This window comes from Staphylococcus sp. FSL W8-1207 (assembly GCF_038003745.1).
In the GTDB taxonomy this organism is placed as follows: Bacteria; Bacillota; Bacilli; order Staphylococcales; family Staphylococcaceae; genus Staphylococcus; species Staphylococcus equorum.
Genome location: NZ_JBBOPU010000001.1, coordinates 140,555 through 157,347 on the forward strand (window position 1 = coordinate 140,555; position 16,793 = coordinate 157,347).

The 16,793-nt window shown below is 33.6% G+C and carries 15 protein-coding genes; 10 read left to right on the top strand and 5 right to left on the bottom strand.

Annotated features, from left to right (window positions below):
* Nucleotides 1-64: 64 nt before the first annotated feature.
* From ppx to NSR03_RS00625, 3 genes are all read right to left on the bottom strand, one after another.
* Entirely contained in the window at nucleotides 65-1,594 is a 1,530-nt protein-coding gene (gene ppx / locus NSR03_RS00615) for an exopolyphosphatase (RefSeq protein WP_069813374.1), read from the bottom strand.
* A 222-nt stretch (nucleotides 1,595-1,816) separates the two neighbouring features.
* Nucleotides 1,817-3,355 carry an AbgT family transporter gene (locus NSR03_RS00620; RefSeq protein ID WP_002511516.1) on the bottom strand — a complete coding sequence of 513 codons (1,539 nt, stop codon included), beginning with the start codon at nucleotides 3,353-3,355 and terminating at the stop codon, nucleotides 1,817-1,819.
* 285 nt (nucleotides 3,356-3,640) lie between these two features.
* The gene (locus tag NSR03_RS00625) at nucleotides 3,641-4,717 is read right to left on the bottom strand and encodes a M42 family metallopeptidase (RefSeq protein WP_069813372.1); all 1,077 of its coding nucleotides are present in this window, start codon (nucleotides 4,715-4,717) and stop codon (nucleotides 3,641-3,643) included.
* Nucleotides 4,718-4,925: 208 nt separating this feature from the next.
* Here NSR03_RS00625 and NSR03_RS00630 point away from each other — a divergent pair, with 208 nt between their 5' ends.
* Nucleotides 4,926-5,444: a thioredoxin domain-containing protein gene (locus NSR03_RS00630; protein ID WP_002506743.1), complete on the top strand. Its 519-nt coding sequence runs from the start codon at nucleotides 4,926-4,928 to the stop codon at nucleotides 5,442-5,444.
* Between the two features lie 63 nt (nucleotides 5,445-5,507).
* On the opposite strand, the gene NSR03_RS00635 is transcribed toward NSR03_RS00630, so the two are convergent.
* Nucleotides 5,508-7,094: an FMN-binding glutamate synthase family protein gene (locus NSR03_RS00635; protein ID WP_069813370.1), complete on the bottom strand. Its 1,587-nt coding sequence runs from the start codon at nucleotides 7,092-7,094 to the stop codon at nucleotides 5,508-5,510.
* A gap of 190 nt (nucleotides 7,095-7,284) precedes the next feature.
* On the opposite strand from NSR03_RS00635, the gene NSR03_RS00640 reads away from it, so the two are divergent.
* The 4 genes from NSR03_RS00640 (at nucleotide 7,285) to NSR03_RS00655 (ending at nucleotide 11,040) form a co-directional block, all read left to right on the top strand.
* Nucleotides 7,285-8,067: a CPBP family intramembrane glutamic endopeptidase gene (locus NSR03_RS00640; protein WP_069813368.1), complete on the top strand. Its 783-nt coding sequence runs from the start codon at nucleotides 7,285-7,287 to the stop codon at nucleotides 8,065-8,067.
* 141 nt (nucleotides 8,068-8,208) lie between these two features.
* Complete coding sequence (locus NSR03_RS00645; RefSeq protein ID WP_031265854.1) at nucleotides 8,209-8,859, top strand: ABC transporter ATP-binding protein; 651 nt, start codon at nucleotides 8,209-8,211, stop codon at nucleotides 8,857-8,859.
* A complete protein-coding gene (locus tag NSR03_RS00650) occupies nucleotides 8,859-9,632 on the top strand; it encodes an ABC transporter permease (RefSeq protein WP_002506747.1) in 774 nt (257 codons plus the stop codon). The genes NSR03_RS00645 and NSR03_RS00650 overlap by 1 nt, the downstream gene beginning before the upstream one ends.
* Nucleotides 9,633-9,867: 235 nt before the next feature.
* Entirely contained in the window at nucleotides 9,868-11,040 is a 1,173-nt protein-coding gene (locus tag NSR03_RS00655) for an MFS transporter (RefSeq protein ID WP_002506748.1), read from the top strand.
* A gap of 192 nt (nucleotides 11,041-11,232) precedes the next feature.
* On the opposite strand, the gene NSR03_RS00660 is transcribed toward NSR03_RS00655, so the two are convergent.
* Nucleotides 11,233-12,606 (bottom strand): APC family permease, encoded by a 1,374-nt coding sequence (locus tag NSR03_RS00660; protein WP_069801966.1) that lies wholly within the window; start codon nucleotides 12,604-12,606, stop codon nucleotides 11,233-11,235.
* A 187-nt stretch (nucleotides 12,607-12,793) separates the two neighbouring features.
* Here NSR03_RS00660 and NSR03_RS00665 point away from each other — a divergent pair, with 187 nt between their 5' ends.
* The 5 genes from NSR03_RS00665 to NSR03_RS00685 all read left to right on the top strand — a co-directional run bounded on the left by NSR03_RS00665 (nucleotide 12,794) and on the right by NSR03_RS00685 (nucleotide 16,751).
* Complete coding sequence (locus NSR03_RS00665) at nucleotides 12,794-13,393, top strand: YdeI/OmpD-associated family protein (RefSeq protein WP_069813366.1); 600 nt, start codon at nucleotides 12,794-12,796, stop codon at nucleotides 13,391-13,393.
* A gap of 288 nt (nucleotides 13,394-13,681) precedes the next feature.
* Nucleotides 13,682-14,230, top strand: a complete 549-nt coding sequence (locus NSR03_RS00670) for a TetR/AcrR family transcriptional regulator (protein ID WP_002506751.1) — start codon at nucleotides 13,682-13,684, stop codon at nucleotides 14,228-14,230.
* Between the two features lie 193 nt (nucleotides 14,231-14,423).
* Nucleotides 14,424-15,314 carry a BKACE family enzyme gene (locus NSR03_RS00675; RefSeq protein ID WP_069813364.1) on the top strand — a complete coding sequence of 297 codons (891 nt, stop codon included), beginning with the start codon at nucleotides 14,424-14,426 and terminating at the stop codon, nucleotides 15,312-15,314.
* Complete coding sequence (locus tag NSR03_RS00680; protein ID WP_069813363.1) at nucleotides 15,311-16,276, top strand: 3-hydroxyacyl-CoA dehydrogenase NAD-binding domain-containing protein; 966 nt, start codon at nucleotides 15,311-15,313, stop codon at nucleotides 16,274-16,276. Before NSR03_RS00675 ends, NSR03_RS00680 begins: the two co-directional genes overlap by 4 nt.
* Nucleotide 16,277: 1 nt before the next feature.
* On the top strand, nucleotides 16,278-16,751 hold the full coding sequence (locus NSR03_RS00685; protein WP_046465933.1) for a thioesterase family protein: 474 nt from the start codon (nucleotides 16,278-16,280) through the stop codon (nucleotides 16,749-16,751).
* The last annotated feature ends 42 nt before the right edge of the window (nucleotides 16,752-16,793 follow it).

Sequence of the window (16,793 nt, forward strand, 5' to 3'; positions counted from 1 at the left end):
TCTAATTACACCTCGTTGTAGTCTGAATATTGTATTTTGCTACGTATAACTTATCATATAAATTTTAAGATTTTGTAAAGATGATAGATAGGTCATCTTTTAAGATTTTTTCAATATGCTTTTTCTGCCTCAAGGATTGATATTCTTCAGCGATAGGCTCACCGTTGTAGTATACAAATAAAGTGTAACCATCATCATTTTGTTGTAATTCTACTTGCTCTACAGAACTCGTATGAGACACATTAAGTGCATTGACAAATTTGATAATGCCCCCTAGAGATTGGATGTTATCCAATTCTTTGCCACGCAACCATTTGGTTTCATGACTAAAGAATTTTAATAATGACTTATTTTTAAAACTAGCAAGTAAAGCGAGCTTCACTCTATCTTCATGGGGAAAACCATCAATCATTGAATTCGCGATAATATAATAGGTGTGCGGTGAGCTTGAATCAGCATCAATAAATCTTCCTAAGTAGTACAAATAAGCCCCTTCAGCAAATAGTTCGTATTCTTTTTGAGTTACTTCTAATTTTTTAAAGCCTATTAATTGTTCTAATAATGTTTGTGCTAGCTTCACACGTTGTTTAGCACTTGTTTCCTCAATGCGATATTCGTTAGCTAAATGGTATAGAGCATCTTGACGAATATTCTCTTTTTTAAATTCTTCAGGGTGACGTTCAGAAATTAATTTCATCGCATAACCTTCACGTAGCCCTTTTCGAGAAAATGTGAATTGATTCGCATTAATTCTATTAAATAATGACTTGAAGACAGCTACAGCGGGCAGGATAATGTCTACACGATCTCTACTTAGACCATCTATATCTTTTAAATCGTCATATGAACTTTTTTTAATGATTGCGTACACTTCATCAATATTTTCTTCAGTCATTGCATAGTTGTGAACGCCACCAATAGGGTATGAGTGCTCAGATTGATGAATGCGTGCGACATTACGTGCGGAACCCCCGATACCAACTAAGGTGATTTCTTGATTTTTTAACCAAGAAAGTTGTTCAAATTGTTTAGTTAAAAACTTTTCCATGTTTTTGACTGCTGATTTATCATTGTGGTTTTTGCCCTCAAAGAAGCGATGGGATAATGTAACAACACCAAATGGAAAACTATGTGATTCTATTAGTTTTTTATCTTTAAAGAGTGTGACTTCTGTAGAACCACCACCAATATCTACAGACACGCCGTCATTAACATCAGTAGTATGTGTGATAGCATAAAAACCATAAAATGCTTCTTCTTGCTCTGAAATAATTTTAATATTGATTTTAAGTGCTTCTTTGATATGTTTAATAATCTGCTCTTGGTTGGTAGATTGTCTAATGGCTGCGGTTGCTACCGGATGCAATTCATCTATATTAAACTTGTCAGCAACCTTTTTAAAACTGCGCAATGCTTTAGTTAATACTTCAATACCGTCATCCGTCATAGCCAAATCTTCAGTTAAATATTGGCTTAATCTTGCAGGTGTTTTGATATTTAATATTTCATTTAATCCTGTTTTATGATCAAATTCAAAAATAACGAGTCGAATGGTATTTGAACCAATATCTATTAATCCTATACGTTCCATAATTTCCTCCTAAGTAAATGAGGTTATTTTACTTTACTTGTACTTTATTTACCCTTTTCTTACTTTTATATTACAACAATTAGAAAAAAATGTGTTCTAAAATATTTAATATTACTTAATAAAAGTATAACTACACGATGATTATTTCAGAGGTTAATATAATTGAAAGTAAAGAGACAGACAAGAAGGAAATATTTCCTTCTTGTCTGTCTCTTTTTTAATAATTTATTTTACATGTAAGGGGCTACCTGGACCAAGCGGCCAACCTAATAGATACCAAGCAATCATGAATAATGGCCACACGATACTTAATATAATTGTATAGGGCATTAGACTAGATAATAATGAACCTAATTTCATATCATTATCATATTTTTGTGCATAAGATAATAGCAATGGTAAGTAGGGCATCATAGGCGTTATTGGATTACTAATAGAATCACCAATTCTATACAACATTTGAGTCAATGCTGGATGGAAACCTACAATGATAAGCATTGGGATAAAAATAGGTGCTAAAATACCCCATTTGGCAGATGCACTACCAATTAATAAATTAATCAGTGCACTTAATAAGATAATACCTAGGATAAGTACAACGCCATTCTGTCCTTGAAGTATTGAAGCGCCTTTAACAGCAACGATAATGCCCAGGTTACTCCATTCTAAAAAGGCAAGTAACTGCGCTGCAAAAAACACAATGACGATAAATGAACCCATAGATGACATTGAATCAGCTAACATTTTTCCTAGGTCTTTAGAATTTTTAAATTCTTTTACCATAATGCCATACACTAAACCAGGAACTAAAAATAATACTAAAATAATTAGACCGACACCGTTAATGATAGGTGCATCATTCAATAAACTACCTGTGTTGGCATTCCTCAGAAAACTGTGTTGCGGTATAGCTAAAATGATAAGCAATACAATTAATACAAAAAAACTGATATTTGCCCAAAACACGGCACGGTTTTCTTGAGGTGTGAGCTTTGAATTAGAATCATCTGCTTGAATAGCTGAATTAGAATCATCATATTTACCTAATCTAGGAATGACAAAACGCATAGTAACCCAATATACGGAAGGCAATAAGACGAGCACACTTGCTGCAATAAAGTACCAGTTCATTGCTACGTTGACATGCACACTATCAGAAACAATGCTTGTAGCTGGTTTTGTAAATGCATAAAGTAATGCGTCTGACATACCAATCATGACATTTGCAGAGAATCCTCCAAGTGCAGACGCGTAAGCCATTGCTAAACCCGCAATAGGGTGGTAGCCCAATTTAATAAAGACCATCGCTGCTAATGGTGGTAACACAATCGGCGCTGCATCACCCGCAGCATTGCCTATAATACCTATAATAATAATGACTGGCACAATGAAATTCTTTGGTGCTTTATGTACAACTTGAATCATTAATTTATCGAAGTAACCTGTTTTTTCTGCTACCCCAATACCAAGCATGACTGCAAGAACAAGACCTAATGCTGGAAATTCTGAAAAGTTTTTTATGGCGTCATTCAGAATCATCGACAGTCCATCTTTACTTAAAATACTTTTGATTGCAATCGTATCGCCTGTGCCCGGATGTTTTACGGAAATCTGAAATAATGATACAACCCAAGTAAGTATTGCGAGTCCTACACACATTAAGAAAAATAAAATGCTAGGATCGGGTAATCTGTTTCCAACTTTTTCTACAATATTCAAAAATCTATTTATTAGCGTTGGCTTACCTTTAGTATTCGAAATCATCATAACGACCTCCCTAATAAGTTATCGGTAGTATAACAAATTAAGAATAAAAATAGAATAAATATTCTGAAAACTTTATAATTTTCAAAGTTTAAATATATATAACATATATGAACGTTCGTGTGTTTGTTTAAAAATTCGTTTAAAAAGTATAAAAAAGGAGGGGATAGAAAATCAAATTTGATTTCTGTCCCGCTCCCTTATCCGTATAGCTAGTATATTTGAATCCGTACTATGTTTGTTTTAACTTTACATTTGAATACTGTATCTCAGTTAACTCCTAGATTACCAAATGATTTGGTCAACCACATCGTCATTAAGAGATTTAATAATTTCTGTAACTAAGGCTACTGAATTTTTGTAATCATCTGTGTGTAACACAGAAACATTGGAATGCATGTAACGTAATGCGACCCCAATAGCAACAGTTGGTGTCCCTTCATTCGCTACATGAATACTTCCGGCATCAGTGCCACCGCCAGCAGTAGTGTCTAATTGAATCGTAATATTATGTTTTTTAGCCACTGCTTTAATATGCTTCATAAATCCAACATGACCGATATTAGATCCATCCATTAAAATAACGACAGGACCATTACCAATTGCTGTATCACTTACTTGACCAGACATTCCTGGTGTATCATATGCGACAGCAACGTCTACAGCTATAGCTAAGTCAGGTTTGATTTTGTTAGATGCTACTTTAGCTCCGCGAAGACCAACTTCTTCTTGAACATTGGCACCTGAGACAAGATTGATGTCAATAGTCTCATTCTTAAGGTTTTGTAATACATCCACTGCAAGGGCACAACCATAACGGTTATCAAAAGCTTTTGCAGTTAAATATTTGTTATTCGCTAATGCTTCGAATTCACTATATGGTGTTATCATATTGCCTAATTCGATACCGAATTGTTGTGCTTCTTTTTTGCTTTTAACGCCAATATCAATAAACATTTCTTTCATATCAACATTTTTTTTACGTTCTTCCGGTGACAATACATGTGGCGGTTTAGAACCGATAATACCTCTGATTTTTCTACCATCATCTGTAGTTACTGTTACTTTTTGAGAGAGCATGACTTGATTCCACCAGCCACCAATAGGGGTGAATTTTAGGAAGCCATCTTTATCTATTTTAGTCACCATAAAGCCGATTTCATCTAAGTGACCAGCAACCATTAATGTTTTATTACTTGTAGTAGCAGTCTTTTTACCAAAAACCCCGCCTAGATTGTCTTCTATGATTTCATCGCTTACTTGTGTTAAATATTCGTGCATTAAAGATTTAACTGCCATTTCGTGGCCTGCAATACCATCAACATCTGTTAGTGATTTTAATAACTTCACTGAATTGTTCATATAATGCCTCCCATTAAAATTGATAACTTTATTTTAACATGAAGTATGCAATTACATAGCATTTTGACTATGAGGGAGAATAAGTAGTGAGGAACGTCGCTAATTGGTTTGAAAAATAAAATTCCTATTAAATTACTCAGACTAAAAGTGTGCATAAAAAGAATAAGCATGTTTCAATATAAATATAGACAAAGTGGAGGGATTTTATATGACAGAAGTTAAACATCTTACATTAGGGTCACCAAATGCGCCTGTTAAAGTGGAATCATTTATAAATTTGGCTTGTCCATATTGTAAAAATTATTTTAAAGCCGCAGATCAATCATTAAAACCACTGATAGATCAAGGTAAAGTACAACATGTAATTAAGCACTTTGATAAAACGAAGAATGGATTATTAAAAGGTACGGTTGCAAATATTCATTTAGATTATCAAAATACTGACGAAACACTAGAAATTATACGTAAATTGTATGATACTCAAAAAGAATGGACAGTTGATTTTGCTACTATAGAAGAGAAAATGCAGAAACAGTTTAACTTATCACCTCAGAAAGAAGCTGATGAACGCTCTATAGCGATTACTGAAGAAGCGGTTAGTCGAGGAATTAAAGGCATACCAACAGTATTTATAAATGATAAGAAATTTGAGTTCAATCCATTAGAAGATGAGCAAAGCACTATAGAAACAAAACTAACGCAACAAATAAATGAAGCAAATAAATAATAAAAAGCTCTATTACTTTGAAAAGCAGTTTAATTACTTTTAAGTAATAGAGCTCTATTTATGTCATCGATGTTGATCAATTAATTTCAGTTTATAATCGCGTATTGATTGAACACCGCCATCTTTATTTTTAATAATGAGGTGGTCTTTAGATATTTTTGTAGGTGACTCCACACCGACTGCAGCAGCTATATTAAATAATCCTTCGTGTAAACTTGTTACAAAATTAGTGACACGATATTTTTTCTCATCGACAATTAGTCCTCTTTCGAGTTTAGGATCCGTAGTAGCTACGCCTACTGGACAAGTATTCATGTGACATTGTTGACTCATGATACAGCCGACACTAATCATCATGCCACGTGCCACGTTCACTAAGTCTGCGCCAAGTGCTAAAGCAATTGCGATTTTATCTGGCGTGATAAGCTTTCCAGATGCGAAGATTTTAACACGGTCACGTATGCCATGCTTTTCAAGCATTGAAGTTACAATAGGCAAAGCCGTAAATAAAGGTAAACCAACACCATCTTGCAATTCTTGGAAGGTTGCACCAGTACCGCCCTCACCCCCATCAACGGTGATGAAGCTAGGATATTGATTTGTCTCAACCATAGTTTGTACAAGTTTTTCTACTTCTGAAACTTTGCTTACAACAATTTTAAAGCCAACCGGTTTTTGAGCTTGTTGCTTGAGCTGAGTTACCCAATTAAGTAAAGATTCTGGACTGTTAATGCTATCAAAGCGGTTAGGCGAATTAATTGTTTTCCATGGTTCAACCTTACGTATATTTGCAATTTCTTCAGTTACTTTATTACCTTGCATATGCCCACCACGTGTTTTGGCACCTTGTGCGAGTTTTATTTCAAAGGCTCTAATCTTATCTCTATGTGCTAACTCGAGAAAAGCATCTATATCAAATACGCCTGCTTTATCACGTACTCCAAATAATCCCGGTCCAATTTGAAAGATGAGATCCACGTCTCCAGAGAGATGGTGTTTTGATAATCCACCTTCGCCCGTATTCATCCAAGTACCTGCTTGACCAAGTCCTTGAGACAATGCATTGATTGCATTACTACCTAATGCACCATAGCTCATACCAGATTGACCAACTAAGCGTTTAGGTTTGAATGGGTGCTTAAGTTCTGCACCTAAAGTGACACGATTTTCTTCTGATATATAGTAAGGATTAAGTTCAGTTTGAATTTTATGTTCATCACGATTGAACAGACGTTCATTATCAATTTCATAGATAAAAGAAGAAATCATAGGTGACTGATCAATGTGTAATTCTGATGTTTGTAAAGGAAACATTGTATTTTGTATATAAAAGCCATCTTTATAATCTTCTTGTGTACCAAAACTCGTCATTCTAGAATTATATTTTCCAGCTAATACGATGTTAGTAAAATCATTTCTGGAAAATGGTTTACCTTTCGTATCCGCTAAAAATAAATATTGACGGAGTTCAGGACCAATTTTTTCTCCAAAATAGCGAACACGTGCAAGTAATGGGTAATTACGTAATACACTATGTTGCTTTTGATGCTTATCTTTAAATAGTAAAAATCCCCCAATAATTAATACACTTAATAAAATTAGCACTATGATGATATTTACGATGAATTGTAATATTGTCAAAATTGCCATGTAACATCCCTCCCCATTTACATATATACTACAACAAAATACGCATTTTACAATATGATACCTACTATAAAGTAGGGCTGACCAATATACTAGAGCTGGGAATAGCTGACGAATAAATATATTATAAAATGTATATAAGTAATTTAAATCATGGTATATTCATTGTATACAACGATAAGGAAGGTGTCATATGGCTAAACAGTCAACTCATGAGATAAAAAAAGAACACAATGAAAATAACATATGGAACAATGACAAGATTGTAAAAAGAGATTTTTGGCTATTCCCTATATATATTGTTGCTAATAATATAGTTCCTATTATTTTCTTTGTTTTAATATATGGAATATATTCTATTATTGATATAAAAAATGAATCGTTTGTTACTGATGAAAATATATTAATCATGAGCGCAGTCATTGCAGAAATAATCATTCTATATAGCTTTTATGCAATGCATAAAAAAGATAAAATGCTATCGATTGCAATGGATAGGTTTAAAAAAGTACCTCGATATCTATTGATGATTATGGCTGCATATCTATTAATTTTAATTTTAAATTCAACATACGCTTGGTTAATGGAATTTTTGCCTAAGTCATTACAATATAATGAAACACAAAATCAAATATTCTTAGAGGAAATGTTCGCTGATAACAGGATGTTACCATTTTTATTTATTGATATTGTGATTTTAACGCCTATTATTGAAGAACTATTATTTAGGCATTTAATCATCCATGAACTAGGCAAAAAAATTACATATGGTTTTGCTACAGTCCTTTCAATTGTATTGTTTGCAGGTGTTCATGTGATTGGTGCCACATCTCCATTTGAGATAGGCTCCTATATTATTATTGCCCTGGCGATTGCTTTTGTTTATTTAAAGAGTGGTATGAATTTAGCGCTGGCTATAACGTTGCATGCTGTAAATAATTTAATTTCATTCATAGCTATTGTTTTTATGAAATAAAAATAAGTAAATGAAATTTGTTGAATGACATATTAATTATTAGGTGAACGTCTGATCCCAACGCATTGCATGAAAAGGCTATTAAAATAATTGATTTAGGGAATAAATAAGATGAAATGATTCATAATTTAAGGAGGGCAGATGATGTTAGAAGTTAAAAATGTTTCTTACAAAATAGGCAATAGATACATCATCGATAATATCAATTTGAAAATAGAAAAGGGAGATACAATTGCTATTATAGGACCTTCTGGAAGCGGTAAAAGTACATTGTTGCGGTTGCTTAATAATTTAATTAGTCCAACGCAGGGTGACATATATTTTAATGGCAAAGCTTATGAACAAATTAAACCTGAATCATTACGTATGGACATTAGTTATTTATTACAAGAAAGTGATTTGTTTGATCTTACAATAGGCGATAATATGGCATTTCCTGCTGTAGTTCGAGAGGACAAATTTGATCGTAAAAGAGCTAAGAAGTTATTAAAAGCTGTTGGTTTAGGTCACTATAATTTTAATACAAGTGTAGAGCATCTATCAGGTGGAGAAAGACAACGTATTACAATTGCTAGACAATTAATGTATAAACCTCAAATACTATTATTAGATGAAGCAACAAGTGCATTGGATACGCAAAATAGTGAGAAAGTAGAAGACCTCATTTTCAAGCTTGCTGATGAAGGTGTTGCAATTTTATGGATTACACATAGTACGAATCAGAGTATTAGACATTTTCAAAAAAGAATTCGAATTGTTGATGGCAAAATAGACAAACAGGAGGATTTATAATGAGTACAACAGCTTTAGTGTTAACAGGGTTACTCCTAATCTTTCCCATGATTGTCTCTTATAAAGAAAAATTACATATTATTAAAGATTTACTCGTGGCAACAACACGAGCTGTCGTTCAACTTGTTATTTTAGGGTATCTTTTGCACTTTATATTTGATGTTAACCAAAAATGGTTACTCTTACTATTTGTATTTATTATCATTATTAATGCTTCCTGGAATACAATCAGTAGAGCATCACCAGTGATGCATCATGTGTTTTGGATATCTTTTGCAGCAATATTTATTGGTGTTGCATTACCATTAGCAGGCGTCATCATAACAGGTGCTATTCAATTCAAGCCTAATGAAGTCATTCCGATTGCAGGTATGCTTGGAAGTAATGGACTAATTGCTATTAATTTGGCTTATCAGAATTTAGATAGAGAATTTGTTAAAGAGATGAGTAGAATTGAAGCTAAATTAGCGCTAGGTGCTACACCGAAACTTTCTTCAAAAACGACAATACGAGAAAGTGTAAAGACAGCAATCGTCCCAACAATAGATTCTGTTAAAACATATGGTATTGTATCTATACCTGGTATGATGACAGGGTTAATTATTGGTGGTGTTGACCCATTAGAAGCTGTGAAATTTCAATTGATGGTTGTATTTATTCATACAACAGCAACAATCATGTCAGCACTAATTGCTACATACTTAAGCTACAAACAATTTTTTAATCATCGCAATCAATTGATAGGACGTCACTTGCATGTTGAACAACGCTAATTTTTATAGAAGAAACTCAGTCAGGGAGCATCTAAAATAAGATGTTCCCTTTATTCATTGTTGTTTTTAACTTTATGAGCTAATTAATGAATATTGCGGTACTTTGTGAATTGTTAAATGTTATTAATACGTTAGAGGTGGCACCAAGTAAATATATTCAAACCTGTTGACGAATGGTTTATAATATAGTGGTTATGTAAAAATTGCAACGAAATAAAAGAAAGGAGTGAAACGTATGTCAGCTATGCGAATTGCAACATTTATTTTGAGCATATTTATTGTAGGTATGGTTGAAATGATGGTTGCTGGGATTATGAATTTAATGAGTAATGATTTAGGTGTTTCTGAAGCAATTATTGGTCAGTTAGTAACTTTATATGCAATTACCTTTGCTATTGCAGGACCGATTTTGGTTAAAGTTACAAATCGTTTTTCACCAAGACCAGTTTTATTATGGGCATTAGTAATGTTTATGTTAGGGAACGTAATTATTGCAGTTGCCCCTGATTTTACTATTTTAGTATTTGGACGCATTTTATCTTCAGCAGCTGCAGCTTTAATTGTAGTGAAGATACTAGCATTAACAGCTTTATTAACGGCGCCTCAACATCGTGGGAAAATGATAGGTATCGTTTATTCAGGTTTTAGTGGTGCTAACGTATTCGGTGTGCCTATTGGAACAATTATTGGTGACTTAGTTGGTTGGAGATTTACGTTTCTATTTATAGTAGCTGTAAGTATACTTGTTGGTATTCTTATGTACTTTTATGTACCTGATCCAGAGTTTAAAGCATCTACAACAAGCACAAGTAGTCAAAAACGTGGCAGTAGTTATTCTAAAATCTTAAGACCTGCAGAAATTACAAAATATTTAGGGATTACATTCCTATTATTAGTAGCGAATTCCGTTACATTTATCTACATTAATCCGTTAATGTTGTCCAGTGGTCATGATTTATCATTTGTCTCTATAGCTTTATTAATCAATGGTATTGCAGGTGTAATAGGAACTTCGATGGGTGGAGTACTATCAGATAAATTAACAAGTAAGCGCTGGTTAACGATTGCAACTTCAATATTTATTCTTATGATGTTAGTATTGAATGTTTTCTTACCAGGTACTGGCTTGCTATTAATGGTTATCTTTATTTGGAACATTATGCAATGGAGTACAAATCCGGCAGTTCAGAGTGGTATCATTGAACACGTTGACGGGGATACAAGTCAAGTGATGAGTTGGAATATGTCGAGCTTAAATGCCGGTATTGGTATCGGTGGTATCATAGGTGGTTTAGTTGTTTCGAAAATAGATGTTTTAGCTGTAACTTACTTTAGTGCTGCCATTGCTCTAGTGGCACTTATATTGGTTATAAGTTTAAAAAAAGTAGCAAAATATAATAAAGCGTAAGTAACTTTAATTCAGAGTATCAAAAATAGCTGATTGGCTCACAAAAATTAGTGATAAATAAGCTTTTGTTATATGTAAATTAATATTTTATTTTAAGCAGAAAACAGAGTTTTGGGAAGTCAAACAGTAATGAGGACGGACACATGTCGATTGGAAAATTGATGTCATGTGACCGTCCTCATTTTTATTAAATTATAGATTATTAGAAAAGTTGATTTGTTTTTCGGGGATTTGCTTAGAATTTAGTTGTATTTCACTAATGTTTAAATGCGCTTTTTTATTTGAGAAATGAGCAATAAATGCTGAGATAATAATATATATAAAGGTGCCTATGATATAACCTAATTTTAAATCTGAAATTAGCAAATAAGATTGGCATAGCAAGACTATAATTGCACTTATAGCTATTGTCACTAGGATAGGATAAGGCACTTTAAATGGGGATTGTTTATATGCTTCAGGATATTTTTTTGGCAATTGTGTCACAGCTAAGGCTGGAAATGCAAATACAATTAGAGAAATGCCTGTACCAAGTTGTGCAACAACATCTAAAGACATACCTGTAATAATAGGCAATGCACCAATAATGTAAAAGATAAGTAATAGCCAATGAGGTGTACCAAACCGTTTGTTTACGCTACCTAAATATTTAGGTAAATAACCATCGTGAATTGCCACTAATAAACTTTTTGTTACCCAAGTAAAAGTCGAATTAAGTGTTGTTGCTAAAGCAAACATCGCGCCACCAACCATAAAGAAGATAAATACCGGGGTTGGTAATACTTCTTTTGCGACACTCGTTAAAGGTCTACCTGCTACTTCTGGAATAGGTAATACACCTACTGCAATTGAGGCAATAAATGCGTATAATAATCCGACAAATATAGTAGCAACAATAATAACAATGGGAATATCTCTTTTAGGGTTTTTCATTTCTCCACCAAGTTCAGCAACTACTTGAGCACCACCAGTCGCAAAAGAAACAAGGCCTACAGCAGTAAAGAAGCCGGTGAAACCATCTGGGAGCATAAATTTCGTATTAAATACACCAAAGTTAACATGTGGAACACCAAATATGATAAAGCAAGACAAAGCCACTATTAAAGTGACTACCATAATATTTCCAATAATAGAGGCAGATTTAATACCAACGATATTTACGATAAATAAAATAGTTAATAATGAGAAGGCGACAGTCCTAACCGGTACTCCAGGGAAAAGACCTTCTAAATATTGTGCGAATGATAATGCATATAATGACAACGTAATCTGTAAAAAGATAAATAATAATAACCAAAAAATGCCTGTCTTTGGAGACAATAAACGACTAGTGTATTGATACATTCCGCCAGTAGTAGGTAATGTCGAACCTAATATTGCGATAGGGAGCATCGTAAGTAAGGTGATGATGGCAGATAAAATAAATGCAGGTGTTATGCCACTACCAGTCATCTGTATACCAATTCCAGTAAGTGACATGACCCCGGCACCTATGATTTGCCCGATAGCTATACCCAAGACGTCAGTTAAACCTAGTACTTTTTTTAAATTTGTTGCTTGTTGCATTAAAATCACCTCATATTCTATGTAATAGTCTAAATAATAAAAAAATCATACCATAACAACCATTCAATTCATAGTATATCAATCGGAAAACTTAACATAAATATTAAAAAGATTAAATCTAGATAAAATTAATCATTTCATAGTAGAATAAATATAAGTAAATTAATTATAAAGAGGTGTAATTTTTATGACTAATGAACACGATGATCATATTAAAGTAAATGCATTTATTGATAGATTAAAACAATGGCAAGATGAATTTAAAATAATGCGTGAAATTATTCGAGAAACTGAATTAGTAGAAGATTATAAATGGATGCACCCTTGTTACACGTTAGAGAATAAAAATGTTGTGATTATTCAAGATTTTAAACATTATTGTGCTTTGCTTTTTGAAAAAGGATCTATCATGGAAGACCCATATCAATCACTTATTCAACAAACGAAAAATGTTCAAGCTGGAAGACAGTTGCGCTTTGAAAGCCTAGAAGAAGTTGAAAACCGAAGAGATGAAATTAAATGGTATGTTGAAGAAGCAATAAGAATTGAAAAATCAGGCAAGCAAGTGCCAATGAAAAAAACAGCAGACTATGAAATGCCAGAAGAACTACAAATAAAATTAAATGACAGCCCTCAACTTGAAGAAGCATTTTATAATTTAACACCCGGTAGACAGAGACAGTACATGTTCCATATCGGACAAGCTAAAAGAGCGACAACACGTGAAAAACGTGTTGAAAAATATGTGGATCATATTTTAGAAGGTAAGGGTATAGATGATAAATAATATAGACTTGAAGTTGATATTAAAATAACAGAATAAGTCTAGAAAAATAGCAACATAATTTAAGTAAGTTGAAAAAAGTGTAGAATGATTTTTAAGAGTTATTCATATTTAATATAAATAAAATAAAACGTGTATTTAGTTCATATCGCTTGTTTAATGGTCATTATTTTAATTAATAATAAAAAGATACAGTTGCAACTTTAACAATTATCGTTTATAGTTTGCTCGAATATAAAAAGTGTTATGAGATATCAACTCGTAACGTACTTTTAGAGAGAAGGTGTATTAATGCCAAGAGTTTCTAAACGGATACAATTACTAGAGGCAGCTGCATCTATCGTTAATGAACAAGGCAGTGAATATTTAACTTTGGATGCTGTTGCTAAGAAAGCAGGCGTAAGTAAAGGTGGCTTGTTGTATCATTTCAAAAACAAATTTGCATTAATTCAAGGACTTGTCGATCATGCAGACGAAATATATCGAATTAACGTTGATAAACATGTGCAAGGTGATGACCAACAACAAGGTAAATGGATACGCGCATTTATAGATGCTACACGCGAATACAGTTCGGAAAATGCATCTATCACTTCAGGAATGTTAGCTGCACAAGGTATAAATAGTAATTTGTTATTACCTTTACAAGACACATATAAAGAATGGCAATTCAATATTGAAAATGATGGATTAGACAAAGTTGATGCGACAATTATTCGAATGGCAGTCGATGGGCTATGGCTGTCTGAAATATTTGGTTTAGATGCCATAGATGATTCGATGCGAGCTGAAGTATTAGAAAGACTAACAGCTTATACTAAAAATGAAAAAATCGATTAAAAAGGGTCGATAAAAATAGAAATTATAAAAAAATAATTAAATGAAAATTTCATGTAAAGCACTGATAATATAGGGATAATCAATGATTAAAAATTGATTAGTCCCTTTTTTTATATTTTATAAGGTTGAAACTAAACCGTCTGGTTGGTACACTAATCGATGTATTAAAAAACTCTGTTGGAGGTTTATATTAATGAAGAAAGTTATGCTAACAGCAGCTATAACAGGTGCTGGAGATACTACAGAAAAAAATAAAAATGTTCCTGTAACACCACAAGAGATTGCTGATTCAGCGATAAAATGTGCAAAAGCAGGAGCGACTGTGGCACATATACATGCTAGAGACCCAGAAACAGGTGGCATTAGTCATAACGTTGAATTTTTTAAAGAAGCTGTGAGATTAATTAGAGAAGCAGACGAAGATATTGTTATAAATATTACTTCTGGTGGAGGAGGAGACTTCATCCCGAATCTAAAAGATCCATATACTGGTGCAAAAGGAACAGACATGCAAACACCAAAAGAAAGACACGAACCTGTAGGCGCATTATTACCAGAAATGTGTACCCTAGACTGTGGTAGTGTCAATATGGGTGACACGCTTTATTTAAGTCCAGCAGGTTGGTTAAGAGAACAAGCACAACTTGTTAAAGAAGCTGGGGTGAAACCTGAGTTAGAGTGTTTTGACAGTGGTCATATATCATTTGCTAAGCAACTTATAAATGAAGGTTTAATCGAAGGAGAACCAATGTTCCAATTCTGTCTTGGCATTCCTTGGGGAGCAGAAAATGACGCCGAAACAATAGAATACTTTAAGACACGTATACCTGAAAATGCACACTGGTCAGCATTTGGCATTGGCAGAATGCAATTTCCAACAGTAGAAGAAGCGGCTAAACGTGGAGGCAATGTACGTGTGGGATTAGAAGATAATTTATATTTGGAAAAAGGTGTCAAAGCCACTAATGAACAACTCGTTGAAAAGGCTGTAGAAATATTAAAAGGTTTAGATATAGAACCAATGACGCCAGCTGAAGCGCGTGAAAAATATCAACTTAGAGATCCACAAGGAGGGGCAAAATGAAATTCGCAGTTGTAGGTACAGGCGTTATTGGTAGTGGATGGATTACAAGAATGTTAGCACATGGTCATGAAGTAATCGCTACTGATCCAAGTGAAGGCGCATATGAAAGAATGTTGAAACAAGTAAAACAAAATTGGCCATTTGCCCAAGAACTTGGCTTAGCAGAAGGTGCTTCATTAGAAAATCTTACATTTACACCTTATTTAGAAGAAGCTGTTAAAGAAGCAGATCATATACAAGAAAATGTGCCTGAAATTGAATCATTAAAAGAGCAAGTACTGACTGAAATAGACTTTTATGCACGACCTGATGCAACAATAGGTTCAAGCACTTCAGGTATTAAACCTTCAGAGTTACAGCGAAACTTACAACATCCAGAGCGTTTAGTTGTAGCTCATCCATTCCATCCGGTATATATTTTACCACTTGTAGAAATTGTTCCAGGACAATTAACTGCGGAAGCAACGACAGTAAAAGCTGAACAAGCTTATGAAGGTATCGGCATGGACGTACTGCATGTAAGACATGAAATAGAAGGTCATATTGCTGATAGATTAATGGAAGCACTTTGGAGAGAAGCATTGCATATTGTAAATGATGGCATAGCTACTACAGAAGAAGTAGATAAAGCATTCACGCATGCAGCAGGATTGCGTTACGCACAATACGGACCGTTCATGACTTTCCATTTGGCAGGTGGAGAAGGTGGGATGCGCCACATGTTAAAACAATTTGGCCCAGCTTTGAAAAAACCATGGACTAAATTAGTAGCACCAGAATTAACGAAAGATTTATATGAAGAAGTCGTTAAAGGATGTGAAGCATCATCACAAGGCCAAACAATGTCAGAGCTTGATCAGAAACGCAACGAATTCTTAATCAAAGTAAAAAAATTAGCAGAAGAATATTGGCCAGAAGATACACCATCAATGAAAAAAGCCACAAGCCCTTCGGTGTATTAATATGATACATTCACAGTTTGAATATACGACTAAAGTGAAAGATATTTGGGTAGACCACAATGGTCATATGAATGATGCTGAATATAATCGTGTTTTTAGTGATGCGACAGATGCTTGGCTTGCCTATCTAGGACTAGATAAAGAGACGATAGCACAAAGCCAATACACAGTGTTTACTTTAGAAAATCATGTGATGTATTTAAAAGAAATTAAAGTAGATGAGTTAATCTCGGTTAATGTTGAGCTATATGATTATGATGCGAAACGTTTACATGTGTTTATGACGTTAAGAGATGCAAATCAATCTCGTTGTGCAACTTATGAAGTAATGCTCATGGGAATGAATACAGCTATAGATAAACCCGAAGTATTTCCAGAAATGATAAAAAAAGCGATTGAAGATTATGCTACTATAAATACGATTGAAAATAAGCCTCAAGAGCTTGGTCATCTTATTGGCATTAAGCATAAATAGTATAATTGAAATCAATTTGAAACGATTGATTAACAATGTTTA